We start from the raw sequence: 24,661 nt of genomic DNA on the forward strand, positions 1-24,661 counted from the left end.
GCCGGGCCGGCAGGGAGTGTCAGGCCGGCGCCGCCATGGGTTCGAGTGCGGCGATCTCATCGAGTGACAGCCCCATCTGCTCATGGAGGAAGCGCACGATGGTCCAGTGCGGCAGCGCGCCCTCGTCGAAGGGGCCGAATTCCCGGCAGTACAAGGGGATCCAGCGCAGGGCCTCTTCGAGCGCCTGCTCCCGGCCCGGTTCCTGCTGGTAGTCCTCGTAGGCGATGCTGCGGTGTTCGATGAAGAAGTGCCCCGGCAGCCGCTGCCCGCACAGCTCCCGGTATTCACGGGTCTGCAGAATGAGGTAGTGCCAGATCTCGTCGATGTCCTGCTCGACCGGCAGGAACAGGCCGCCGAGTTGGTCATGGTGCCGGGAGACGAGATACAGATAGCGCAGGCACTCGGTGACCTGGCGCTCCACGTATTCCCGCGGTGCGTCGCTCTTGTTCTCGAAATGGGTCACCACTTCGGTGTGCAGTGCTTCACCGAGCAGTCGCTTGAGATCGCCGGCGGATATCCACGGCTGGCTGGTCATGCTTCTCCTGTCCGGGAGGGGGCGTTGTCCGGGTCGGGGGCGGTCGTGAGCCAGGCGTACTTTCCCGACTTCCCGATGGGGAGGTGCCCGCGGTGCTCGGCGCGGCAGCGGCGCCCGGTCAGTGCGCCGACCGCCTCCGCCAGCGCCGCGGCCCGGTCGGGGTCGAGGGGCGTTCCCTGGAAGGTCGTGTACGCCAGGCGTGCTTCCGCATCGCCGGACAGCTGCAATTGGTAGACGAAGACGTGCGGTGATACCTCGGCGACGCACCGGTCGAGGTCGCCCTGGGCGACGGGGCCGCCCGGCGTGCTCAGCAATTCCTTCTGCCGGCCGCTGAATTGGGAGATCCTTCCCGGGTCCGGGGTGCCGTCCAGGGTGCGTACACAGTCGCCCGAGCGGTACCGGATCAGCGGCATATAGGGGTTGCGGACACTGGAGACGATGAGCTCGTAGAGGGTGCTGTCGGGTGCCACCGGGTGGAGCTCGACCGTCATCTTGTCGAGGTGCGGCCAATAGGTGCCACGACGGTCGCTGAAGTAGAGATAGCCGAGTTCGGTGCTGCCGAACAGGTCGATGACCGGGCAGGCGAAGTGCTGGTGCAGATAACGCCGGACGTTCGCCGGGGTGTATTCATAGGCGTGGATGATGCTGGCGGGAGGCGGGAAGTCGTCCCACAGCCCCCATTCTCCGACCTTCCGCAGCAGATGCGCCAGGTGATACCCGGAGCAGTCGAGGTGGTACCAGCCGCGCGGATGCGCCTGCCGGGCGTCCTGGATCTCCTTGAGCATCCGCACCACCTCCGCGCGCTCCCAGAGCGCCGGGTCGAGCCGCAGATTGAGATAGCAGGTCCGCTCGTCGAGCCACCGGTCGTCGAGGGCGGGCACCGGATCCGGGTCCGCACCGCGCCGTGCGGCATTGACCCGGGCCACGTGTTCCGTCGCCAGCACCGTGGTCAGGGAGACCCGTCGGCAGCCCGACTCCCAGGTGTCGCCGATATCGGGGTGCGTGCGCCACAGCTGGTAGTAGGAGTGCAGCAGGAAATACGGGGGCCGGATGATCTGCATCCGGGCGTGATGGGTGCCGGTGGAGAGGACGAACTCCGCGTCTCCGGATTCCAGCGCCGCGGCCAGCCGGGGAGTCATCCAGTTGTCGGGGAAGCCACGCGCGATTTCCGGCTTGTCGAGCACCGGGAAGTAGCCCTTCGCCAGCGACTCGCGGTAGATCGGTATGTCGCGGATCTGCTCGATGACCTCGGGGGTCGGCTGCCCGTCCATGGAATCCTCGTCACTTTTCGGAATGCGGTGCCCGACAGGGGGTTCGGGTGGGGGCCGGAAACGGAGGCGGTGCCCGGGAGCGGCCGTTTGGCCGGCGGCGGGGGGTTCTCGCCGGCCCGCTCCCGGGCACCTCGGTGGCGCAGGGTCAGGAAATACAGCCGGCCTTGGGTGCGGCGCTGATGCAGCCGGACTTCGGCGCCGCGCTGATGCAGCCGTTCTTCGCCGCCTGCTGTGCAGAGTTGGCGGCGAGCCAGTTCTGCCAGACGCCGTCCTGGGCCATCTTCTTGATGAGCTGCTCCACGGGAACCTCCGGTGTGTGCGATAGACGGGTGGTGCAGGTGTTGACCTGCACCGATGCCGGCACCACGAAGGTAAAAGTATGACCAAGTGAATGTCAATGAAGGGCAATGCTGTGGGGTCGGGGAAGGGGGTTCGGCGCGCCAACTTTGGCGGGATTTCGTCGAGATGATCGAGAGGGGAACCATGTGATGGTCCGTCAGGTGAGGTGCGGCGCCGCCCCGCCGGGACCCGCATTGCGCCGCACGGCGGCCGTCGATCGGGTGACCCGGACACGCGGACGGAGCCCCGCGGCCGCGGGCGGGGAACGCTCAGGATCAGCCACCCGCCCATCGGTTCCAGCTCCAGGGGAGTCTGCCGTGCGCATTCTGCTCATCGCCGGCGCGTTCAACAGCCTGACGCAGCGCGTGTACGCCGAACTCGGCGACCGCGGACACCAGGTGAGCGTGGAGCTGGTGACCCGGGAGACACCGCTCGCCGAGGTCGTCCGCCGCCGGTCCCCCGACCTGATCGTGGCGCCGATGCTCAAGACGGCCGTCCCCCGTGAGGTGTGGTCCGCCCGGCCCTGTCTGATCGTGCACCCCGGCCCCGTCGGCGACCGGGGCCCGTCCTCGGTGGACTGGGCGGTGCAGCTGGGCGCGGACCGATGGGGCGTCACCGTCCTCCAGGCCAATGACGAGATGGACGCCGGTGACATCTGGGCCGCGGTCGAGTGCCCCGTCCCCGGTGTGGGCAAGAGCGATCTGTACCGCAACGAGATCGCCGATGCCGCGGTCGAGGCGGTCCTGACGGCCGTCGCCCGGGTGGCGTCCGGCACCCATCGCCCGCAGCCGCAGGCCGCCCTGTCCGCCGCCGAGAGAACCGGCCGCCCCCGGCCGCCGCTCCGCCAGGAAGCGCGCCGCATCGACTGGCACCGCGACCCGACCGACACCGTCGTCCGCACGCTGCGCGCCGCCGACTCACAGCCCGGCGTACGGGACGAACTGCTCGGCGGCACCTGGTATCTGCACGGCGGGCACCCCGAGGACACCCTGACCGGCCGGCCGGGCGAACTGCTCGCCACCCGGTGCGGCGCGATCTGCCGGGCGACGGCCGACGGCGCGGTGTGGATCCCGGAACTGCGCCCGCCCCGCACCCCGGGGGAGCCCGGCACCGTCAAGCTGCCCGCCACTCTGGCGCTGGGCGACCGCCTCCCGCCGCTCCCCGAGGTCCCGGCCCTGCTCGGCCCCGGTGACGGTCCCCGCACCTGGGCCGACATCCGCTACCGCGAGGACGGCCCGGCCGGCTTCCTGGAGTTCTCCTTCCCCGGTGGCGCGATGAGCACCGACCACTGCCGGCGCCTGCTCGCCGCCTACCGCCACGCCTGCACCCGGCCGACGTCCGTCCTGGTCCTCGGTGGCCGCCGGGACTTCTTCTCCAACGGCATCCATCTGCACGTCATCGAGGCCGCCGCGGACCCCGCCGAGGAGTCCTGGGCCAATATCCAGGCCATGGACGATCTGGTGCAGGCCGTCCTCACCACCACCGACCGGCTGGTGGTCGCCGCGCTCGGCGGCAATGCCGCGGCCGGCGGGGCGATGCTGGCCCTCGCCGCGGACGAGGTGTGGTGCCGCTCCTCCGTCGTGCTCAACCCCCACTACCGGCTGATGGGGCTCTACGGCTCGGAGTTCTGGACCTACACCCTGCCCCGCCGTACGGGTCCCGAGGTCGCCGAGCAGCTCACCACCCGTGCCCTGCCCCTCACCGCGGCGACCGGGGCGCGGCTCGGCCTGGTCGACCGGATCCTCGACTGTGCCGCGCAGGACTTCGCCGCGCGGACCGCCCGCCTCGCCGTCCGGCTGGCGTCGGCGGCCTCGACCCAGGCCCGGATCGCCGCGAAGAAGGCCGACCGGGAACGCGACGAGGCCGACCGGCCGCTCGCTGCCTACCGGGAGGACGAACTGGCGCGTATGCACCGCATCTTCTTCGACCCCGAGCAGCCCTATCACGCGCTGCGCAGGGCCTTCGTACGCAAGGAGCCGGCCGGCACCCCCGCTCATCTGAACTCCGCAGCGCCTGCCGGGACATGAGGCACTCCTGCCGGGACATGAGGTGATATGCCCCGACCTTTTCGGCGAGCACCGAAATGCCTCGCCGCAGCGGCCGGCCCCCGCCATGGTGGAGCCCGAGCGCGGGCAGTCGTCCGGGCTCGGACCACACGGAACATTTCCGGGGGAAGGAATCCACATGATCCGCAGGATCTCCGCCGTCGCCGTGATGGCGGCCGCGGCCACGGCACTCGCCCTGTCCGGTACGTCCGTTGCCGCCACCCGGGCCGACGGCCCGCCGGCCCCGGCGGCCCACGGACCGGTCAAGGCCCGCCCCGCCGCCGGCGCCCACCACGCCACGCACGGCCTGGCCAACGCCTGCTGGTACAGCGGCAGCCACTGGTGGTGCAACAACAGGAGTGGGGCGCCCGTCTACAAGCCCGGCAGCACGACGGTCGTCGGCTACATGAACTCCAACCCGTCCTGGTTCGTCTGCCGCAGCGACAACGGCGGTCACGTCGGCGGCCCGCACCCGAACCGGTGGGAGTGGACCCAGGCCGACAACGGGGCGTGGGGCTGGATGAAGGACACCGACATCTCCAGCGAGACCGACCCGCTGCCGGTCTGCTGAGGTGCGCCCGGGGCCGGTGACCGACACCCGTCGGCCACCGGCCCTGTGCCGTGCGCCCGCGCGGCAGTGGGCCTACGGGGCGGGCTGGTACTTGTAGCCGATCCCGAACACCGTGGTGATGGCGTCGCGCGGGCCGGGCCCCAGCCGCCGGCGCACCCGCGCGATGTGGACGTCGACCGTACGGTTGCTGGACTGGCAGCTGGGCCAGACGGCGGCCATCAGCTGCTCCCGGGTGAAGGTGCGCTGGGGATGCCGCACCAGGTGGGCCAGCAGATCGAATTCCAGCCGCGGCAGCTCCAGCTGGCGGCCTCGGGCGAAGACGATGCGGGCCGCGGTATCGATCCGGATCGGCTCCGGCCGGGGCCGGCCGGCAGGGGAGGCGTCGGGGGCGGGCTCCTCGCGCGGGGGCGCCAGGATGATGTGGACCTCGTCCGACGGCAGCCGGTGCACCGAGACGGGTTCCAGGTCGTGCAGGGTCAGTTGCCACGTGCCGTCGGGGAGCCGGTCGACCGCCAGCGGCGGCTCGTCGCCCGGCCCGGTCGTGGACGGCTGCCCGGGGCCGGCCTCCTGTCGTAACGCAAGCGGGGTCGTCGGGGAGTTCATAAACATGATCTGGGCCCATTCCTCTTGCAAAGCAGGCGTGTACGGACAGACAGGGCGGTGCTCGACGTTCAGGGTGCTGAGGTGACGCAGCGATCGCGCCGCGGTCCGGCGGTGCGGCGACCGGGCGCGTCTGCCATAGGTGCGCCCAGCGGGGGCGATCGCTCCGTTCGTACCGCGAGAACGCTCGCGCCCATGCCCGTACCCAGCCATGACGTGGTGCGAAGCCACGGCTTCCGGTCCGGATGAACGCTACATGTGATCGAGCGGTTCCGGAAAGTAGCTTCCGCGAATTCGGTTGCTCTTGAGCCGACTTTGTGATTCGTGACGCCAACTCCATTGACTGCCCGTCTCGTTGGGTGAGACGGCCGGCCGCGCCGCCCCGTCCGGCGTGGTGGGGAGGGTCGTGCGGACCGGCCGGGATCCGTGGGGGCCGTCAAGGTCCTTTCGTACGCGATGCCTCGGTGGCGTTCCCTGGCGCGCGCCGGACTCGCAGGGAGTCGAGGTCCGGCCCCTGCGGGGCCGAACTGCACGGTGCCCTCTTGCCAGGTGCGATACGGAGGAGTAATAAGCGTCGATGTTCAGTTGTGGAGGTTCCGTGAACGTGTGAATATGCCAAATTAATGCACTGTAACTAACGGTGCGTCAAAGTGGAGAGGTTCGGGAGGGCCTCCCGAGAAGTTGTTTCTGTTTCAATTTCATCGCAGACTAAAAGGTGCGGAACCAGATATTCCAGGCGGCTTGTTTTCGCGGGGAGTTGAGAATGAGTAGGGTGTGGCCGCTGTCACCTGACCAGTGGCGGCGGTCCAGCTGAATTCGGCACAGCTGGAATGCGATGGGGGATGACGCCTTCGTGACCGGGAGGGGACCATGGCGGCCGGCTCATTCGAGGGACAGTACGTGTGGAGTCCAGCAGCCAATGACCGGGCGCTGGCGCACGCGTGTATGGACGTCAGTACGGGACGGTACTTGAGCGCGCACGAGGTGCTGCGGGAAGCGCGGGAGGATTTCGAGGTGCGGGCCCACCGGTCGCTGGTGCTGGCGTCCGTGGCGGCCGACTCCGACCTGGCGGAGCGCTGGCTGGCCGAAGAGCCCGGCCCGGAGGCGGCGTTGCTCTGGGCCCGGGTGGCGATGCTCCGCGCGCTGCGCATGGCCGACGTCGGCGACCGGCGCCAGGGCGCCCTGGCGCGGATAGCGCAGACGGCATGCGAGCGGGCCGCGAAGCTGCTCCCCGACGACCCCACCCCGTGGGTCGCCCAGCTGGCGCTGGCCCGCCTGGACCGCCCGCGGGACCCGGCGCCGCAGGGGCTGCTGACCGCGCCGCCCGGCCCCTGGTACCTCTTCGCCCACATCCTCCGGCTGGCTCCCTGGCACCGGGAGGCACACCATCGCTTTCTGTCGTTCTTCTTCACCCGCTACGGCGGTTCGTCCAGCGCGAGCTGGGACGTTGCCGCGTTCCTGAGCCAGCGGGCCCCGGCCGACTCGTCGCTGCGGCTGCTGCCGCTGGTGGCGCTGGTCGAGGACTACAACCCGTCCGCGCTGCTCGCGGACCGTACATGGGAGCAGCCCCAGTGGATCACCACTGCCATGGGCATCTACCGCAACTGGTTCCCCCGGGTTGCCGATTACCGTTTCACGCCGGTGCTGGATCTGGCGTATCTGGCACATGCGCTGTTCATGGCGAATCGCGAATTCGAGGCGCGCGAAGTCTTCACGGCCATGGGGCCGTATGCCTCGCGCATGCCCTGGAGTGCATTCGGTGATCCCGAGGATCAATTGACCAAGGCCAGACGTTCCTGCGGGCTTCCCGTGCCGCACGACGGCTGATGCACAAAAAGTGTCCGGGCGCGCCGGATTCATCGTCGCGCGGGACCGCTCCATTCCGTTCCCACCGTTCGATCAACTCACCCCCACACATTCCCCCGGTACCCCAGAAAGGTGCGGTTGTGTCCGAGCGTACGTCGCCACCTCGCTCGAAATCCCCCCACGCGGCAGATTCCGTCACTCTCGACGATGACGCCACGCTCCACGCCATGGGCTATCCGCGGAAACTCACTCGCAGATTCCGCGCGTTCGACAATTTCGCCATCTCCTTCACCATCATCAACATTATTTCCGGAATCTTCTCTTCCTTCGGCTTCGGGATGAACGCCGGCGGGCCGCTGGTGCTGATCTTCGGCTGGATCGGCGTCTCGGTCATGGTGCTGTTCGTCGGCGCTGCGATGGGCGAGATCGCCTCCGCCTATCCGACCAGCGGTGCGCTCTACTTCTCGGCCGGCAAGCTGGCCAAGCGCCACCAGGGCGCCTGGTCCTGGTACACGGGCTGGCTGAACTTCGTCGGCCAGGTCGGCGGCACCGCCGCCACCAACTTCGCCGCCGCCACGTTCATCCAGGCATTCCTCGCCATGCAGTGGCCGGACTACCAGCCGACGCCACAGGAAACGGTCGGCATCACCGCGGCCATCCTTCTTCTCCAGGCGCTGGCCAACGCCTATACGGTGCAGCTGGTTGCGGTGGTGAACCGCATTTCCGTGTGGTGGCTGCTGATCGGCATGGTGGTGATCGTCGGCGCACTGACCGTGATCCCGACCGACCATCAGTCGCCTTCGTTCGCACTGCACTTCGTCAACAACACCGGCTTCACGCATGCGGTGTACGGAGGAATGCTGGGCCTGCTCGTCACCAGCTGGACCTTCACGGGTTTCGACGGCAGTTTCCACATGTCCGAAGAAACCGTGAAGGCAACCGTCAACGCGCCCCGCGGCATCATGCGGGCGATCAGCTACTCCGCGCTCACCGGACTGATCCTCATGCTCGCGTTGGTGTACGCGATCCGTGACTACGGGCATGCCGCGAGTGCCGACGCACCGCCGGTGCAGATTCTGATCGACGCGCTGGGACAGGGCACCGCGAAGTTGCTGCTGCTGATCGTTATCGGGGCCATGCTGTTCTGCGGTCTGGCCAACATGACCAGCAATACCCGGCAGATCTTCGCCTTCTCCCGGGACGGCGCGATGCCCGGCTCCCGCTGGTGGCATTCGGTGTCCGCGCGGACCCGCACCCCCGTCAAGGCCGTCTGGCTCGCCGCGGCCTGCCCCCTGGTGCTGGTGCTGCCCGGCTGGTGGTCCCACACCGCCTTCACCGCCGTGGTGAGCGTCAACGTCGTCGGGCTGTTCCTCGCCTATGCGGTGCCCATCTTCCTGCGGCTGCGGCTCGACGACTTCCAGGCCGGGCCGTGGAACCTGGGGCGCTACGGCAAGCCCGTCGCGGCGATCGCGGTGGTCTGGATCCTGGTCAGCAACGTGCTGTTCATGCTGCCGCAGGCGTACCCGATCACCCCCGCCTCGTTCAACTACGCGCCCGTCGCGCTGGCCGTGGTGCTGATCATCGCCACCGTGTGGTGGTTCGCCACCGCCCGAGGGCGCTTCCAGGGGCCGGTCAGCTACGGCCGTCCCGACGAGGTCGCCGCGATGGACCTCATCTAGAGCCTGTCCCCGTGGTGTACGGGGCGGGCCGGCCGCGTACGTGGCCGGCCCGCCCCGCGCACCGTCACCGGCCCGCACCGCCCCCCTGTTCACTCGCCCCCTGACCCCACCAGAAGGGACGAACGCCCGGTATGCCCACGCTCGGAAACGCACCGGACCCACAGCCCGTCACCGGCGAACTCACCGTCACCACCGCTGCGTTGGACGACTGGCACCAGGTCGCCCAATGGGCCGCCGACGAGGAGTGGAACCCCGGACGCGGCGACACCGCCTGTTTCCACCCCACCGACCCCGCGGGCTTCTTCGTGGGACGCCGCGACGGCCGGACCGTCTCCGCCGTCTCGGTCGTCAACTACTCCGACGCCTACGCGTTTCTCGGCTACTACCTCGTCCACCCCGACCACCGCCGGCAGGGTCTGGGGCTCGCCACCTGGCGCGCCGCCGTCCCGCACGCCGGTGCCCGGACCGTGGGCCTCGACGCGGTCCCCGCCCAGCAACACACCTACGAGCGGGCCGGGTTCACCCCCGCGTACGAGACCATCCGCTACGGCGGACGCCCCGCCGGCCCCGGCACACTGCCGCCGGAGGTCGTCCCCGTCACCGGTGCGCACCTCGACGCGGTGGCCGGCTACGACCGGCGCTGCTTCCCCGCCGACCGCCGTGCCTTCGTCACCCGCTGGCTGACCGCCCCCGGCCACACCGCCCGCGTATTTCTGCGCGACGGAGCGGTCGCCGGCTACGGGGTGATCCGTCCGGCCCGCACCGGCCATCGCATCGGCCCGCTCTTCGCCGACACCACCGAGGCCGCGGAGGCTCTCTTCGACGCCCTCGCCGCGACCGCCGGCCCGGACGCCGAGGTCTTCCTCGACATCCCCGGCCCCCGGCACGCCGCCCACACCCTGGCCACCACCCGCGGCCTGACCCCGCAGTCGCACACCGTCCGGATGTACACCGGCCCCGTCCCGCCGGCGGAGCAGGAGCGCACCTTCGCGGTCACCAGCCTGGAACTGGGCTAGGCCGGGCCGGGCCGAGCCAGGGCAGTCGTCGGTTTCCCCGCCCGGTCCGGCGCCGGGCGGGGAAACCGACGGTCCGTCATGCGCCCACCGTGCCGTCGATGGCCTCGCGCAGGAAGTCCGCATGGCCGTTGTGGCGGGCGTACTCGTGGATCAGATGCAGCATCACCAGGCGCAGCGAGACATGCTCGTCCCAGCGGGGCTGGTAGCCCGTGACGTCGAGCGAGGCGGCCGCCCGCTCGATCCGGCGGGCGTGTGCCACCTCGGTCTGCCAGGCGTCGAACGCCTCCGCGCGGGTGGCCGTGCTCGCGTCGTACGCCACCTGGTAGTCGCCCTCGGCCGACCAGACCAGCGGGAGGTCCTCGCCGTTGATCACCCGCCGGAACCAGCTGCGTTCCACCTCGGCCATGTGCCGCACCAGACCGAGCAGGGAGAGCGTGGACGGCGGGCTCGACCGGCGTCTGAGGTCCGCGTCGGACAGGCCGTCGGTCTTCATGGCGAGAGTCGCCCGGTGGAAGTCCAGAAAGGAGCGCAGGGTCTCCCGCTCGCCGGCGCGTACGGGCGGGGCGATGCGTTCGGTGGTCACGGTGGGTTCCTTTCCGCGGCGCGTTCCCGGGCAGGGCACGGCCGGTGGGGTGTCGAGGTGCTGAGGGGATCGCGGTGCTGCGCGCCGTCTGAGGGGGGCCGGACCTGGCGGAAGTGCGGTGGCCAGGGCGGCAGGACGGGCGTCCCGGGCGCGGGCGGGCAGCGGTCGAGAGGATCTTTGCGGGTGCCGCGGGCCGCCGCAAGGTGTTTACGGGAGCCGGCGGGACGGCGGGTGGTACACGGCAGGTCGCGCCTCCCGGGGGCGGCGGATCACGCGTACCGGGTCCATGACGGCGCCGGAACCGGCCGATCGCTCGTACCGGAGTCCACGACGGCCCCGGAACCGGCGGGCGGCCCGTTCCGCGGACGGTGCGCCCATGGCACACCCCACCGCGGAACGGGCCGCCCGGCCGCTCCCGACCCCGGCCTCAGTCGCTGGCCGTCACGGCAGATACCGCTCGATGGCGCCGGGACCTTCCTCGGCGATCAGGCGCCTGGCCCATTCCAGGCTCGCGGGGGTGGGTTCGCGCCCGGACGCCTTCACCAGATCCTCCGGGTCGTAGGGCCGCTCGCTACCGGTGTACAGCTCGGCCGGCCGCCGCTCGGCCGACTTCTCCCTGCCATTGGTCGTCACAGGTCCTCCTCTGTCCGCGCCCGCCGGATCGCCGGGACCTCGCTTGGTTCCATCATGGGACCGCCTCCGAACCCCCGCACGATGTGCGCCGGGCCGGTCCGGGCCCCCGGACCGCCGCGGCCGGTCAGCCGTCCGGCCGCGGAGCCCCCGGATACCGCGGCGGAAACGCCTGCTCGGTCCAGATCGTCTTGCCGTACGGCGTGTAGCGCGTGCCCCAGCGCTGCACCAGCTGCGCGACGATGAACAGCCCCCGTCCGCCCTCGTCGTCACTGGCGCTGTACCGCAGGTGGGGCGAGGTGTGACCGGTGTCGGACACCTCGGTCAGCAGGGTCTGATCGCGCAGCAGCCGCAGGTGCAACGGCCCGGACGCATGCCGTACGGCGTTCGTCACCAGCTCGCTGACCACAAGTTCGGTCGTGTAGGACAGCTCCTCCAGGCCCCACTCCTGCAGCTGCCGGGTGGCCAGCTCGCGGGCTGTGCCCGCGGCCGCGGGCTCCGTGGGCAGCTCCCAGGCCGCCACCTGCCGGGCGTCCAGCTCGCGGGTGCGCACCAGCAGCAGCGCCGAGTCGTCGGCGGCCGGCCCGTCCGGCAGCAGCGCGTCCAGCGCACGGTCGCAGAGCTCGTCCAGCGGCCGGTCGTGCTCGCTCAGCACCCGGCCCAGGATCTCCAGCCCCTCGTCGACGTCCCGGTCGCGAGCCTCGACCAGCCCGTCCGTGAACAGCGCGATCAGGCTGCCGGCCGGCAGCTCGATCTCCAGGGACTCGAACGGCAGGCCCCCCAGTCCCAGCGGCGGGCCGGCCGGCAGAGCGGGGAAGGACAGGCCGCGCTCCGGGTCGACGACGGCCGGCGGCAGATGGCCGGCCCGCGCCATGGTGCACCGCCGCGACACCGGGTCGTAGACGGCATACAGGCAGGTCACACCGATGGTCACATCGTCCGGCGGGCCGCCGTCCCCGGCGGCCGTGGCGGGCCGGCCCTCCGTGGTGGGGCCCACCAGATCGTCCAGCCGGCTCAGCAGCTCGTCGGGGGACAGGTCCAGCCGGGCCAGGGCGCGGACGGTCGTCCGCAGCCGCCCCATGGTCGCCGCGGCCTGCAGGCCATGGCCGACCACGTCCCCGACGACCAGCCCGACCCGGGTACCCGACAGGCCGATCACATCGAACCAGTCGCCGCCGACCCCGGCCCGGTCGTCGCTGGGCAGATAGCGGTAGGCCAGCTCGACGGCGGACTGTGGCGGCAGATGCTGCGGCAGCAGATTGCGCTGGAGGGTGAGCGCGGCCTTGTGCTCCCGGGCGAAGCGGCGGGCGTTGTCCAGGCACACCGCCGTGCGGATGACCAGCTCCTCGGCGAGTTCGGTCTCCTCCTTGTCGAAGAGCGAGGGATGGGAGTCACGGAGGAAGGTGACCAGCCCCATCGGGGTGCCGCCGGCCCGCAGCGGTACGACCAGGGCGCCCTCGTCGCGCACCATCCCGCCCGAGGACAGGCTGCGGTACTGGAGCGAGCCGGGCGGGTACTCGACGCGGTGCGGCCCCGTCGGCGGGCCGTCCGAGGCGCCGTGGACGGAGCGGGCGGCGACCCGCATCAGGGTGGGCACGCGGCCGTCGGACCTCCCCGGCTCCTCGCCGTCCAGTACGGACCCGACCAGATCGACGGTGACCAGGGAGGCGAAGTCCGGGACCGTCACCTCGGTGATCTCCCGCGCGGTGACGGTCATGTCGAGCGTGGTGCCGATCCGGGCACCGGCCTCCACCAGCAGGTTCAGCCGGCGCTGTGCCTGGTAGCGGCCGGTGATGTCGAAGGCGTCCTCGCATACCCCGAGCACCTGACCGCGGGCGTTCTGCAGCCGGTAGTAGGCGCAGGACCAGACATGATCGACACCCGGGTCGGAGGGCAGCTGGCCGACGAGGTGCAGATCGAGGATCGGTTCGCCGGTGTCGATGACCTGGTGCATCACCGCGTCGAGGGTGCGCGGATAGCCGTCGGTCATGAACTCGGCGTCCGGGTACAGCTCGTCGGCCCGGGCGCCGAGGAACTCCCGCAGCGGCAGCCCGACCTCTCGTATGTACGCGGTGTTCGCCCAGGTCAGCCGCAACTCCGTGTCATAGATGCCCAGGCTCACCGGGGACTCGGTGGCCAGGCCGTGCAGCATCGCCTGGCGGGACTCCCACATCCGGTGTGCGCCCAGCTCGGCCGCCACCAGCACCCGGGCCGGCAGGGTGCCGCCGCCGTCGGGCACCTTGGCGAGCGCGCAGATGGCCACCGCCATCCGCAGCAGCCGGCCGTCGCGGTGCCGCACGGCACGTGACTGGCTGGTGCTCAGCGAGGCGTCCGGCGACTGTTCGGCCCAGGCGTCACCGGCCGGAACCAGCGTTTCCAGGTGACGTCCGATGATCTCCTCGGGGCGGTAGCCGAGCAGATCCTGGGCGGTCGGACTCCATCCGATGACCGTGTCCTGGGCATCCAGAACCGCTGTGGCCGCCCTGGTGACGTCGAGGGGACCACGGAAGTCGGCACTCTTCGCCGCGTTCCATGCGTTCATGGCATCAGCCCAGCCCGGTTCAGTACCTACAGCATCGAGCCGGATCAAGACCGGCACAACTGCGCTGCACGAGGACGCGCCCTTGGTGCGGCGGTGCCCCGTCGCTGGCAGAGTGGGAAGGGGTGGTGAGCGACAGGAGGCAGATGTGAGGTCGGCTTGTGACCCCGTCACCGCGGTACGTGGTGCTCCGTGCTGGGTCAGCCTGATGGCTCACGATCTGGAGGCCGCCCAGAAGTTCTACTCCGCGGTACTGGGCTGGCGGTTCCGCCCGGCCACTCTCGGCGAGGAGTTCTGCGTCGCGGTGGCCGACGGGGAGCCGGTGGCCGGCATCGGGGCCCTCGCCCAGAGCTTCCAGGTCGCGGTGGCCTGGACGTCGTATTTCGCGGTGGAGAACGCCGATGAGACCGCGGACCGGATCCGCGAGCGCGGGGCGACGGTCGCCGTCGGCCCGCTCAAGCTCGGCCCCGGGCGCGCCGCCCTCGCCGCCGACCGCGACGGTGCCACCTTCGGCTTCTGGGAAGGGCAGACGCTGGCCTGGTCGGTGGGGCAGGGCAATGCGCCCGCCTGTCTGGAACTGCGCACCCGCGATGCCTTCGCCGCCGCCATCTTCTACGCGGAGGTCTTCGACTGGGCCTCCGGGAAGCCGGGCGGCTGCGACGTGACCTACGAACACGACCAGGTGATCGTCCGCGACGGCACCCACACCGTGGCCACCCTGCGCGGCGGTGCGGTGGAGTCCGCCCCGGACCCGCGGGTGCGCCCCCGCTGGCATGTCCACTTCCCGGTCGGTGACGTCGAGAAGGTGGCGGCCGCCGCGGTGGCGGCCGGCGGGACGGTCACTCCCGTGACACCGACCGAGGGCGGGGGCTGGCAGGCCGTCGTCCGCGATCCCGACGGCGGCCTCTTCACCATCACGTCGCCCTGAGGGCCTGGCCGCGCCGCACCGCGTATCGGCCGTGCACTGCGTATCGGCTCGGCACCGCGCGCATCGGCCCGCACCGCGCCTCGGCCCCGCGCCCGTTCACGACGGAAGGGCGCGGGGCCGAGGACGCAGTGGGGTCCGCAGGGATCAGTTCAGGGAATCACCGCTGCCCGCACCGGGGTCAGCGCTGCCGCCGGCTCCCGGGTCCTGGGCACCCGTACCGGGGTCCTGGGCTCCGGTACCGGGGTCCTGCGCACCGGCTCCCGGGTCCTCCGTTCCGGTACCGGGGTCCTGGGCACCGCCGGCGGCTCCCGGGTCCTGCGATCCCGCGCCGGCGCTGCCGGCCCCCGCGCTGCCGGCACCGGCGTTTCCCGCGCCGGCGTCGCCGCCGCCCGCGCCGTTGGCACCGCCGGCTCCGTTGGCGCCGCCCGCGCCGTTCGCACCGCCGGCGCCGTTGTTGCCCCCGGCGCCGTCCCCGGCGCCGATCTCCGCCTTGGTGGCCTTGAGGGCGTCGGTCACCGGCTGGAAGAAGGTCTCGCCGCCCTGCGTGCAGTCGCCGCTGCCGCCCGAGGTGAGGCCGACCGCCGAGTCGCCGGAGAACATCGAGCCGCCGCTGTCGCCGGGCTCCGCGCAGACGTCCGTCTGTATCAGGCCGTTGACGATGTCGCCGTTGCCGTAGTTCACCGTCGCGTCAAGGCCGGTGACGGTGCCGTCGTGGACGCCGGTGGTGCTGCCCGAGCGCTGCACCTTCATGCCCACGGCGGCCTCGGCGGCCTTGGTGATCTTCTGGGTGCTGCCGTTCCCCAGGTCGACCGAGCTCTCCGGCTTGGCACCGGCGTCGTCGTACTTCACCAGTGCGAAGTCGGTCTTCGGGAACTTGGAGTCGGCGACCGTGCCCAGCGGCTGGCTGCCGCCCTGGTCGGCCGTCCAGGTCTTGGAGTCGTTGCCGCAGTGACCCGCCGTCAGGAAGGCGGGTGCGCCCTTGACCGTGACGTTGAAGCCCAGCGAACAGCGTGCGTTGCCGCCGAAGATGGCGCTGCCGCCGACCGGCCCCGCGGCCTGTCCGCCGCCGTCGCCGGCACCACCCGCGTCGCCGGCACCGCCCGCCGCCTGCCCGCCTCCGCCGGAGCCGGCACCGCCGTTGGCCGCGCCGCCGGACGCCGCGTTGCCAGCGCCGCCGGCCGCCGCGGCCCCGCCGGAGTCCCCGGCACCGCCCGCCGCCTGCCCGGCACCGCCGCCGGCCGCGCTCCCCGCCTCCCCACCGTCGTACCGCTTGAACTCGCCCTGGGACCGCTTGACGGTGACCATGCCGGCGCCCATGCCGCCCGTGGTCTTGGTCAGCGTGGCCATCTTCGCGCCGGTGACAGTTCTGTCGGCGACCACCACGATCTTGTTGGTCTTCGGGTCGATCGACCAAGCGGTGCCGGGGATCGAGGCGTTGTCGCGCAGCGTCTTCGCACCGGCCTTCAGCGCGGTCATGCTGTTCTGCACGACCTTGGCGACGGCGCCCTTGGCCGCGACGCTCGCGGCGTCGTCCTTCGACAGGACGTTCATGACCAGGTGGCCGTTGCCGCTGTCCAGGTACCACCCGGCGGACTGGTCCCCGAGATCCGCCTTCAGGGACGCCGCCAGCTGTGTGGCCGAGTGGGCGCTGAGCGTCTTCGGGGCCGCCGGCTGGTCCTGGCTCGCGTTGGCGTTGGGGAGCAGGATCGCTGCGCCCGCGATGGCGACCGCAGCGGCGCCGGCGATGGCGCCGGTCCGCTTGTTCACATGTCGGTGGCTCAATTGACTGACCTCCAGGGACGCACAGGAACGAGGCACACGGGAGGCGGCGGTGCGTCGCGTCAGCTCCCGTGTGGTTGCACTCAGTCCTACGTAGCCCCGTGCACCCGGGTCTCACGGCCACTCAAGCTGTGATGAATTCCGACGCTTGCGGTGGCGAACGTTTACACTCCCGAGCCCGACTCGGCCGTCCGGAGCAGCCCGATGCTCACGCACGGGTGGTTCCGAAGGCCGGCGGGTGCGCCCCCGGGCCGCCCGGCGAACTACTCCTGCGGGCAGCCCGCTGACCTGGGCAGGGTCAGTCCGATGGCTGATTTCCTGCGGTTTCCGCGGTCCGTGTGAGGCCTGTGACCCGTGGAAACAGCGGGGCGTAAAGGGCAGCTGTGACCGTGCTTAAGAAAACCTCGATGGACCCGGCGGCCGAGGTAGGGAAGATTTCCTGACGAAGATCGGGCGGCCGGGGCGGGCCCCCGGCAGGTCACGTACGTACGGGAGCCGTTGCGGTGAAGGCGCTGGTCAAGCAGGAGGCAGAGCCGGGGCTCCGGCTCATGGACGTACCGGAACCGGCCATCGGCCCGGGCGATGTGTTGATAAAGGTCCTGCGCACCGGCATCTGCGGCACGGATCTGCACATCCGCGCCTGGGACGGCTGGGCCCAGCAGTCGATCGACACCCCGCTGACGATCGGCCACGAGTTCGTCGGCGAGGTGGTGGAGACCGGCCGCGACGTGGCCGACATCAAGGCCGGCGATCTGGTCAGCGGCGAGGGCCATCTGGTCTGCGGGAAGTGCCGCAACTGCCTGGCCGGCCGCCGCCATCTGTGCCGCGCCACCGTCGGCCTCGGCGTCGGCCGCGACGGTGCCTTCGCCGAGTACGTGGCGCTGCCCGCCACCAATGTCTGGGTGCACCGTGTCCCCGTCGACCTCGATATCGCCGCCGTCTTCGACCCGTTCGGCAACGCCGTGCACACCGCGCTGTCGTTCCCGCTGGTCGGTGAGGACGTACTGATCACCGGCGCCGGACCGATCGGCATCATGGCCGCGGCCGTCGCCCGGCACGCCGGCGCCCGCAACGTCATGATCACGGACGTCAGCGAGCCGCGCCTCGCCCTGGCCCGCAAGGTCGGCGTCAGCCTGGCCGTCAACGTCGCCGAGACGCCGATCGCCGAGGGCCAGCGCGCACTCGGCCTGCGCGAGGGCTTCGACATCGGACTGGAGATGTCCGGCCGGCCCGAGGCGATGCGCGACATGATCGCCAACATGACGCACGGCGGCCGGATCGCGGTCCTCGGGCTGCCCGCCGAGCAGTTCCCGGTCGACTGGTCCCGGATCGTCACCTCCATGCTCACCATCAAGGGCATCTACGGCCGGGAGATGTTCGAGACCTGGTACGCGATGTCCGTGCTGCTCGAAGGCGGCCTCGACCTGGCGCCCGTGATCACCGGCCGCTATCCGTACCAGGACTTCGACGCCGCCTTCGACGACGCCGCCAGCGGCCAGAGCGGCAAGATCATCCTCGACTGGACCGTCTGACGCACCGCTCCCGGCCGGCTCCGTCCCACCCCAATTCCTGGAGAAAATCCTGATGTTCGACTCCGTACGCGACGAACTGCGCGGCACCCTCGAAGAGATCCGCGCCGCCGGACTGCACAAGCCCGAGCGCGTCATCGGCTCCCCGCAGTCCGCCACCGTGGCGGTCACCGCGGGGGGCAACCCCGGCGAGGTACTCAACTTCTGCGCCAACAACTACCTGGGCCTCGCCGACCACCCCGAGGTCGTCGCGGCCGCGCACGAGGCGCTGGACCGCTGGGGCTACGGCCTGGCCTCGGTCCGCTTCATCTGCGGCACCCAGGAGGTCCACAAGGAGCTGGAACAGCGGATCTCCGGCTTCCTCGGCCAGGAGGACACGATCCTCTACTCCTCCTGCTTCGACGCCAACGGCGGCGTGTTCGAGACCCTGCTCGGCCCGGACGACGCGGTCATCTCCGACGCCCTCAACCACGCCTCGATCATCGACGGCATCCGCCTGTCCAAGGCCCGCCGCTTCCGCTACGCCAACCGCGACCTGGCCGATCTGGAGCGTCAGCTGAAGGAGGCCGGGAACGCCGGCCGCAAGCTGGTCGTCACCGACGGCGTCTTCTCCATGGACGGCTACGTGGCACCGCTGCGGGAGATCTGCGACCTGGCCGAGCAGCACGGCGCCATGGTGATGGTCGACGACTCGCACGCCGTCGGCTTCGTCGGCCCCGGCGGCCGCGGCACCCCCGAACTCCACGACGTCATGGACCGCGTCGACATCATCACCGGCACCCTCGGTAAGGCCCTCGGCGGCGCCTCCGGCGGCTATGTCGCGGCCCGCGCCGAGATCGTCGCCCTGCTGCGCCAGCGCTCGCGCCCGTACCTCTTCTCCAACTCGCTCGCCCCGGTGATCGCCGCCGCCTCGCTGAAGGTCCTCGACCTGCTGGAGTCGGCCGGCGAGCTGCGCGAGCGGCTGCACGCCAACACCGCGCTGTTCCGCTCCCGGATGACCGAGGAGGGCTTCGACGTCCTCCCCGGCGACCACGCCATCGCCCCCGTCATGATCGGCGACGCGGCCGAGGCGGCCCGGATGGCGGAGCTGCTCCTGGAGCGCGGGGTGTACGTGATCGGCTTCTCCTACCCCGTGGTCCCGCAGGGCCAGGCACGGATCCGGGTGCAGCTGTCCGCCGCCCACTCCACCGAGGACGTCAACCGCGCGGTCGACGCCTTCGTCGACGCGAGGGCCGCGCTCGGCGGCTGACGCGGCCCGCGGGCCGCTCCTGCGAAACTGGAAGCATGATCGAAGCACGACGGCTGCACATCCTCCGTGCGGTGGCCGACCACCGCACGGTCACCGCCGCGGCCGCCGCGCTCTATCTCACCCCCTCGGCGGTCTCCCAGCAGCTGGCCGCCCTGGAACAGGAGACCGGCCACCGACTGGTGGAGCGCAGCGCCCGCGGCGTGCGGCTGACCGCCGCGGGCGACATCCTGCTCAGCCACGCCAACGCCGTCCTCGCACAGCTGGAGCGCGCCGAGTCCGAGCTGGCCGCCTACGGCTCGGGAGAGGCCGGTACGGTGACCGTCGCGGCCTTCGCCACCGGCATCGGCCTGGTCGTCGCGCCCGCGCTCACCGCGCTGGCCGTGACCGCCCCCGGCATCCGGGTCCGTGTCCAGGACGCCGAGGGCGACGCCAGCCTGCTGATGGTCCTCGACCGGCAGGTCGATGTGGCGGTGGCCGTGGAATACCGGGGCGCGCCCCGCGCCGACGACCCGCGGCTGACCCGCGTCCCGCTCTACGCCGAGCCGTTCGACGCGGTCCTGCCGCCCGGCCACCGTCTCGCGGCGGCGGCGCAGGTGGCCGTGGCCGACTTGGCGGGCGACTGCTGGATCGGCCCCTACCCCGGCAACCCCTGCCACGACGTGGTCGTCCTGGCCTGCGAATACGCCGGTTTCGAGCCGCGGCTGGAGCACTCCTCCGACGACTTCCGCGCCGTCGTCTCGCTCGCCTCGGCCGCGGCGGGGGTGGCCCTCGTCCCTCGCTCGGCCCTGCGCGACATGGACCTGACCGGCGTGGTGGTCCGTCCCGTCGACGGAGTGGCCCCCACCCGGCGGGTCTTCGCCGCGGTACGCCGCGGAGCCGAGGACCACCCCCTGCTCCGCCCCGTCCTGGCCGCCCTGCGGGAGGCGGCGGCGCCGCAGGGGTGAGGGGAGGCCACCGCGCGCCGCGCGCGCGTACGGACGGCTTCCCGTCCGGCACCCGCCCGGCCGCGCCGGACATGCCGGCCCGGACCGCCCGTGGCAGGCTCGTCACGGCGGCGGCCCGGTCGGGCGCCGGGGCAACCCCGGTTCGGAGGCGAGGCGGATGTCGGTCGGTCCGGCCGGCCCGGTCGGCCCAGCGGAGGCCACCGAGCCCCAGGATCCGTACGCGCCGGTGCGCGACCGCGGATACCTCAAGCTCCTGCTGGTGGCGGCGGCGGTCGGCTTCCCGGTTTGTGCCGTCGCCTTCGGCTTCCTCGCGCTGGTCCACGCACTGGAACCGCTGCTCTACGACGACCTGCCGCGGGCGCTCGGCTTCGCCGGCCCGCCGATCTGGTGGCCGGTCCCGCTGCTCGTGGTGGCCGGTCTCCTGGTCGGTCTGACCATCCGTCATCTGCCGGGCCACGGCGGCCATGAGCCGGCCGACGGGCTGTCGCTGAGTGGCGCGCCCCCGCTCTCCGCGCTCCCCGGTGTCGTGCTCGCGGCCCTGGCCTCCCTCAGCTTCGGCGCGGTGCTCGGCCCCGAGGCGCCGCTGATCGCCCTCGGCGGCGGCCTGGCCCTGGGCGCCGCGCGGTTGCTGAACCGGGGGATGCCCGCGCAGGCGGCCGCCGCGGTGGGTGCCGCCGGCAGCTTCGCCGCGATCAGCGCACTGCTCGGCTCCCCGCTGCTCGGCGCGTTCCTCCTGATGGAGGTGTCGGGGCTGGGCGGTCCGATGCTGGGGATCGTGCTGGTGCCCGGCCTGCTCGCGGCCGGGATCGGTGCGCTCGTCTTCACCGGGCTGGGGGACTGGACCGGCCTGGGGACGTACTCGCTCACGCTGCACGACATCCCCCAGGCCGCGGGGCCGACGGTCCCGGAGTTCGGCTGGGCGCTGGTCATCGGAGTGCTCGCGGCGTTGGCGGCGACCGGTGTACGGCGGCTCGCGGTGTTCCTCAAGGGCCGTGTCGTCCGCCATCGCGTGCCGGCGACGATGCTGGTGGGGCTGGTGGTGGGCGCCCTGGCGGTGGCCTTCGCCGCGGCCACCGGCAAGTCCGCCACCGAGATGCTCTATTCGGGCCAGTCGGCGCTGGGCTCGCTGTTCCGGGAGAGCGCCGGCTACACGGTGCCGGCGCTGCTGCTGCTGATCCTCTGCAAGGGCCTGGCGTACTGCGCGTCGCTGAGTGCCTTCCGGGGCGGCCCGATCTTTCCCGCGCTGTTCCTCGGTGCGGCGGGCGGTGTCGTGCTGTCCCATCTGCCCGGCCTGTCGCTCACCCCGGCCTTCGCGATGGGCGTCGGCGCGATGTGTGTCGCGATGCTCAAGCTCCCGATGACCTCGGTGCTGCTGGCCACACTGCTGCTGGGACGCAGCGGTCTGACCGTGATGCCGCTGGTCATCGTCGCCGTGGTGGTCTCCTATGTCGTGGTGCTGCGGCTCACTCCGGCCCCCGCGACGAGGGCGCCCACGCCCGCGCCCGGCACCGCCTGACCGCGCGTCCGCTCAGCTTCGCGGGGTCCGGCCGGTCCGGGTCCAGGTGGCCAACTGGCGCTCCGTCCAGGTGGTGATGATCCGGTCCGCCGGTACGCCGCACTCCTCGGCGCGGGCACAGCCGTAGATCTGCCAGTCCAGCTGGCCGGGGGCGTGGGCGTCGCTGTCGACGGAGAACAGACAGCCGGCCGCCAGCGCCTGGCGGAGCAGCCGGCGCGGCGGATCGAGGCGGTCCGGACGGCAGTTGATCTCCACTGCGGTGTGCCGCTCGGCGCAGGCCGCGAACACCTCACCGGCGTCGAAGCGGGACTCCGGGCGCGGCTTGCCGGTGATCTGCCGCCCGGTGCAGTGGCCGAGGACGTCCACGAGGGGATTGCGGACCGCGGCGAGCAGCCGCCGGGTCATCGGCCCCTCGTCCATCCGGAGTTTGGAGTGCACGGAGGCGACCACCACATCCAACTGCTCCAGCAACTCCGGCTCCTGGTCGAGCGAGCCGTCGTCGAGGATGTCGCACTCGATGCCGGTCAGCAGCCGGAACGGCGCCAGCTGCTCGTTCACCTCCGCCACCAGCGACAGCTGCCGCCGCAGCCGTTCGGCGGTCAGCCCGCGGGCGACGGTGAGCCGGGGGGAGTGGTCGGTCAGCACACACCACGCATGGCCGAGGTCGCGGGCGGTACGGGCCATCGTCTCGACCGGACTGCCGCCGTCCGACCAGTCCGAGTGCAGATGGCAGTCGCCGCGCAGCGCCCGCCGCAGCCGCTGCCCCTGCGCCCCGTCGACCAGCGGGCCGCCCGCCTCGTCCTCCAGGTGTGCCAGATACGTCGGCCGCACACCCGTGAGCGCCTCCTCGACCACCCGGGTGGTCTTGGGGCCCAGCCCCTTGAGCCGTCCCAGGGTGCCGTTCCGGGCCCGCTGGTGCACCTCGTCGCGGGGCAGCGCGCCGAGGACGGCCGCGGCCGTACGGAACGCCTGGACGCGGTAGGGCACCGCCCCCTGCCGCTCCAGCAGGAAGGCGATCCGCTCCAGCGCCTCGACCGGTTCCACGCGCGGCTCCTTCCCGGGGCGCCGGCCCCGCAGCGTCCTTTCACGGTGCCGCACCCGGTGGGCGACGGCCACCGGGGTGCCGGTGTTGTCGGCGGTAGCCGCCTATTACCGCCGAGTCCGAAGACCCGCTGTTATGCGGTTATGTCCGTTCTCCGGGCACTCGATCCATTTCCAGGCGAATAGCATGAGGAGGGTGCTGATGATTCCGTTCCATGCTTTCTGTGTATGCAATTGCGCCCAATAAGTCCGGGCGAATCGGGCACAGTTCATGATCGTGCAACATTCACAGCGGTTCGCCGGGAGTGTGTGCCGGAGTTCCGGCGCGCGGTCGTGGTCGGGTGCCGGAAAAACTGAAGGTCTTCAAAGGATCTGCACAGCGAATGCGCAGTCGGCACCGCCCCTCCGGTGCCGCGTCACCCCGCTGACCTGCGCATAAGCGGTTTGGTGCGGGAATGTCCTGTTCGCCGAACGAGGCATTGCCCGGGCTCCGGAAAGGAAACCGCACAGGATGTGAAGAAGCTGCCACCAAGTCATGGACACGCGTACACGTCAGGTAATTCGACGGGACGATGGCGTACGGATCAGCGGTCGTCCGATTAGCAGCGCAACCCGCCCGCATGCTTTGATCCTTCGCACTGCGGGAGTCACGCCATCGGTACCTGATTTCGGGTACCCGACTGCCGCTGCCGCGCCCGGACCACCCCACCGGACGGTACGGACGCAGCTTTATAGAGATATTCATCCGAAGGGAAACATCATGAACTCCACCCCCCAGGTCCAGACCCAGGAAATCTCCGACAGCGACCTGGACAACGTGTCCGGTGGCCTCCTCGGCGGCGTGGCCGGCACCGCCACCAGCACCGTTGCCCACGTTGCCCCGGGCGTTGCGGGCACCGTCGGCACCGCGACCGGCCTGGTCGACGGCGCCACCGGCGTCAACACCTCCGGCGTTCTGGGCACCGCGACCGGCCTGGTCTCCGGTCTCTGAGCACCTTCTGTGCCGCTAGCGGCACAGCCGGCTCAAGGTGACAACGGCAGGTCGGCGTCCCCTCCTTGCCGACATGCCGCGACGGGTGCCCCGGACCGGCCAGGCCCTGCCAGGCCCCGGGGTACCCGTCAGCCACCGTCTGAACAGACCATTGCAGTTGAGGGAAGAGTGTCGTGCAGTTCCGCCAACAGGCCCTTTCCAAGCTGCAGTCGCCCGAGGAAATCGATCTGCCGGTGCGGTTCGCCCGGCCCCAGGGCTGGCTCGTGCTGACGGTTACGGTCCTCTTCGTGTGCGCCGCCTCCCTGTGGGCGGTGACCGGCACCGTGTCGTCCACCCTGAACGCCCCCGGAATCCTCACCCACGGCCAGGGCAGCTACGTCCTGCAGAGCCCGGTCGCGGGCCAGGTGACCGCCGTACTCGCCGAAGAAGGCAAACGGGTGGCTGCCAACACCCCCGTCCTGAAGGTCCGTACCGCGCGGGGCAGCACCGTCGTCCGCGCCCTCGCCGCCGGCCGGCTGACCACCATGTCCGCCACGATCGGCTCCGTCGTCACGACCGGCGCGGAGGTGGCATCCGTGGAGCGGATCGCCCATGACCGCGACCCCCTGACGGCGATGCTGTACGTCCCGGCCGAGAGCGGCGCCACGGTGCCCGTCGGCGCCTCCGTCGACCTCACCGTCCAGTCCGTGCCGAGCCAGCAGTACGGCGTGCTGCGCGGCAGGGTCAAGGCGGTCGGCCGGACCGCGCAGACCCGCCAGCGGATCAGCACCTTCCTGGGCAGCAGCCAACTCGGTGAGCAGTTCTCCCGGCACGGCCAGCCGGTGGCGGTCCTCGTCCAGCTCGACCCCGCCCCGCACAACAGGTCCGGCTACGCCTGGTCCACCTCCGACGGCCCGCCGTACGCCGTCGACACCATGACCCTGGCCGACGGCGCCGTCCATCTGGCCGCGCAGCACCCGATCGATTGGCTGCTGCCGTGAGCGCACCGCAGAACTCCGCCGCCCCGCAGCCGCAGCTGCCGCCGCCCGGCCGCGGCCGGGCGGCGGCAGCTGCGGCTGCGGGGCGGCGGA

General features: G+C 71.4%; 21 protein-coding genes. 12 read left to right on the forward strand and 9 right to left on the reverse strand.

Going from position 1 to position 24,661, the window contains the following annotated elements; all coding sequences use genetic code 11:
* Nucleotides 1-19: 19 nt before the first annotated feature.
* From EST54_RS09690 to EST54_RS34605, 3 genes are all read right to left on the reverse strand, one after another.
* A complete protein-coding gene (locus EST54_RS09690) occupies nt 20-535 on the reverse strand; it encodes a glycine-rich domain-containing protein (RefSeq protein ID WP_129247060.1) in 516 nt (171 codons plus the stop codon).
* Nucleotides 532-1,806 (reverse strand): phenylacetate--CoA ligase family protein, encoded by a 1,275-nt coding sequence (locus EST54_RS09695; protein WP_129247061.1) that lies wholly within the window; start codon nt 1,804-1,806, stop codon nt 532-534. The genes EST54_RS09690 and EST54_RS09695 overlap by 4 nt, the downstream gene beginning before the upstream one ends.
* Nucleotides 1,807-1,951: 145 nt before the next feature.
* Nucleotides 1,952-2,107, reverse strand: coding sequence for a hypothetical protein (locus tag EST54_RS34605; protein WP_006606546.1), 156 nt, complete (start codon nt 2,105-2,107; stop codon nt 1,952-1,954).
* Nucleotides 2,108-2,462: 355 nt separating this feature from the next.
* Between EST54_RS34605 and EST54_RS09700 the strand changes: the two genes are divergently transcribed.
* Together EST54_RS09700 and EST54_RS35295 are read left to right on the forward strand one after the other, a co-directional pair.
* Entirely contained in the window at nt 2,463-4,172 is a 1,710-nt protein-coding gene (locus EST54_RS09700) for a hydrogenase maturation protein (protein WP_129247063.1), read from the forward strand.
* Between the two features lie 157 nt (nt 4,173-4,329).
* Nucleotides 4,330-4,761 (forward strand): hypothetical protein, encoded by a 432-nt coding sequence (locus EST54_RS35295; RefSeq protein ID WP_239012553.1) that lies wholly within the window; start codon nt 4,330-4,332, stop codon nt 4,759-4,761.
* Nucleotides 4,762-4,833: 72 nt separating this feature from the next.
* On the opposite strand, the gene EST54_RS09710 is transcribed toward EST54_RS35295, so the two are convergent.
* Nucleotides 4,834-5,370 (reverse strand): winged helix-turn-helix domain-containing protein, encoded by a 537-nt coding sequence (locus EST54_RS09710; protein ID WP_239012554.1) that lies wholly within the window; start codon nt 5,368-5,370, stop codon nt 4,834-4,836.
* An 861-nt stretch (nt 5,371-6,231) separates the two neighbouring features.
* On the opposite strand from EST54_RS09710, the gene EST54_RS09715 reads away from it, so the two are divergent.
* From EST54_RS09715 to EST54_RS09725, 3 genes are all read left to right on the forward strand, one after another.
* On the forward strand, nt 6,232-7,188 hold the full coding sequence (locus EST54_RS09715) for a hypothetical protein (RefSeq protein ID WP_174857420.1): 957 nt from the start codon (nt 6,232-6,234) through the stop codon (nt 7,186-7,188).
* Nucleotides 7,189-7,394: 206 nt separating this feature from the next.
* On the forward strand, nt 7,395-8,846 hold the full coding sequence (locus EST54_RS09720; protein ID WP_129247065.1) for an amino acid permease: 1,452 nt from the start codon (nt 7,395-7,397) through the stop codon (nt 8,844-8,846).
* Between the two features lie 131 nt (nt 8,847-8,977).
* Nucleotides 8,978-9,862: a GNAT family N-acetyltransferase gene (locus EST54_RS09725; RefSeq protein WP_129247067.1), complete on the forward strand. Its 885-nt coding sequence runs from the start codon at nt 8,978-8,980 to the stop codon at nt 9,860-9,862.
* A 76-nt stretch (nt 9,863-9,938) separates the two neighbouring features.
* On the opposite strand, the gene EST54_RS09730 is transcribed toward EST54_RS09725, so the two are convergent.
* The 3 genes from EST54_RS09730 to EST54_RS09740 form a co-directional block, all read right to left on the reverse strand.
* Nucleotides 9,939-10,445, reverse strand: a complete 507-nt coding sequence (locus EST54_RS09730; protein ID WP_129247069.1) for a DinB family protein — start codon at nt 10,443-10,445, stop codon at nt 9,939-9,941.
* A 441-nt stretch (nt 10,446-10,886) separates the two neighbouring features.
* Nucleotides 10,887-11,078, reverse strand: coding sequence for a hypothetical protein (locus EST54_RS09735; protein ID WP_129247071.1), 192 nt, complete (start codon nt 11,076-11,078; stop codon nt 10,887-10,889).
* Between the two features lie 124 nt (nt 11,079-11,202).
* Entirely contained in the window at nt 11,203-13,617 is a 2,415-nt protein-coding gene (locus EST54_RS09740; protein WP_129247074.1) for a SpoIIE family protein phosphatase, read from the reverse strand.
* A 205-nt stretch (nt 13,618-13,822) separates the two neighbouring features.
* Between EST54_RS09740 and EST54_RS09745 the strand changes: the two genes are divergently transcribed.
* The gene (locus EST54_RS09745) at nt 13,823-14,542 is read left to right on the forward strand and encodes a VOC family protein (RefSeq protein WP_129247075.1); all 720 of its coding nucleotides are present in this window, start codon (nt 13,823-13,825) and stop codon (nt 14,540-14,542) included.
* 144 nt (nt 14,543-14,686) lie between these two features.
* Here the strand turns inward: EST54_RS09745 and EST54_RS09750 are convergent, their stop codons facing one another.
* Nucleotides 14,687-16,309, reverse strand: a complete 1,623-nt coding sequence (locus EST54_RS09750) for a S1 family peptidase (RefSeq protein ID WP_129247077.1) — start codon at nt 16,307-16,309, stop codon at nt 14,687-14,689.
* A gap of 515 nt (nt 16,310-16,824) precedes the next feature.
* Here EST54_RS09750 and tdh point away from each other — a divergent pair.
* From tdh to EST54_RS09770, 4 genes are all read left to right on the forward strand, one after another.
* Nucleotides 16,825-17,853, forward strand: a complete 1,029-nt coding sequence (gene tdh, locus EST54_RS09755; RefSeq protein WP_129247079.1) for an L-threonine 3-dehydrogenase — start codon at nt 16,825-16,827, stop codon at nt 17,851-17,853.
* A 52-nt stretch (nt 17,854-17,905) separates the two neighbouring features.
* Nucleotides 17,906-19,099: a glycine C-acetyltransferase gene (locus EST54_RS09760; RefSeq protein WP_006606559.1), complete on the forward strand. Its 1,194-nt coding sequence runs from the start codon at nt 17,906-17,908 to the stop codon at nt 19,097-19,099.
* A gap of 35 nt (nt 19,100-19,134) precedes the next feature.
* Nucleotides 19,135-20,043: a LysR family transcriptional regulator gene (locus EST54_RS09765; protein ID WP_129247081.1), complete on the forward strand. Its 909-nt coding sequence runs from the start codon at nt 19,135-19,137 to the stop codon at nt 20,041-20,043.
* A gap of 157 nt (nt 20,044-20,200) precedes the next feature.
* A complete protein-coding gene (locus EST54_RS09770) occupies nt 20,201-21,559 on the forward strand; it encodes a chloride channel protein (protein ID WP_174857421.1) in 1,359 nt (452 codons plus the stop codon).
* Between the two features lie 12 nt (nt 21,560-21,571).
* Here EST54_RS09770 and EST54_RS09775 read toward each other — a convergent pair whose 3' ends face one another.
* On the reverse strand, nt 21,572-22,603 hold the full coding sequence (locus tag EST54_RS09775) for a PHP domain-containing protein (protein WP_129247083.1): 1,032 nt from the start codon (nt 22,601-22,603) through the stop codon (nt 21,572-21,574).
* A 757-nt stretch (nt 22,604-23,360) separates the two neighbouring features.
* On the opposite strand from EST54_RS09775, the gene EST54_RS09780 reads away from it, so the two are divergent.
* Together EST54_RS09780 and EST54_RS09785 are read left to right on the forward strand one after the other, a co-directional pair.
* Entirely contained in the window at nt 23,361-23,591 is a 231-nt protein-coding gene (locus tag EST54_RS09780) for a type A2 lantipeptide (protein WP_129247085.1), read from the forward strand.
* 173 nt (nt 23,592-23,764) lie between these two features.
* Entirely contained in the window at nt 23,765-24,571 is an 807-nt protein-coding gene (locus tag EST54_RS09785) for an HlyD family efflux transporter periplasmic adaptor subunit (protein WP_129247087.1), read from the forward strand.
* Nucleotides 24,572-24,661 lie beyond the last annotated feature (90 nt).

It is taken from the genome of Streptomyces sioyaensis (assembly GCF_004122735.1).
In the GTDB taxonomy this organism is placed as follows: domain Bacteria; phylum Actinomycetota; class Actinomycetes; order Streptomycetales; family Streptomycetaceae; genus Streptomyces; species Streptomyces sioyaensis.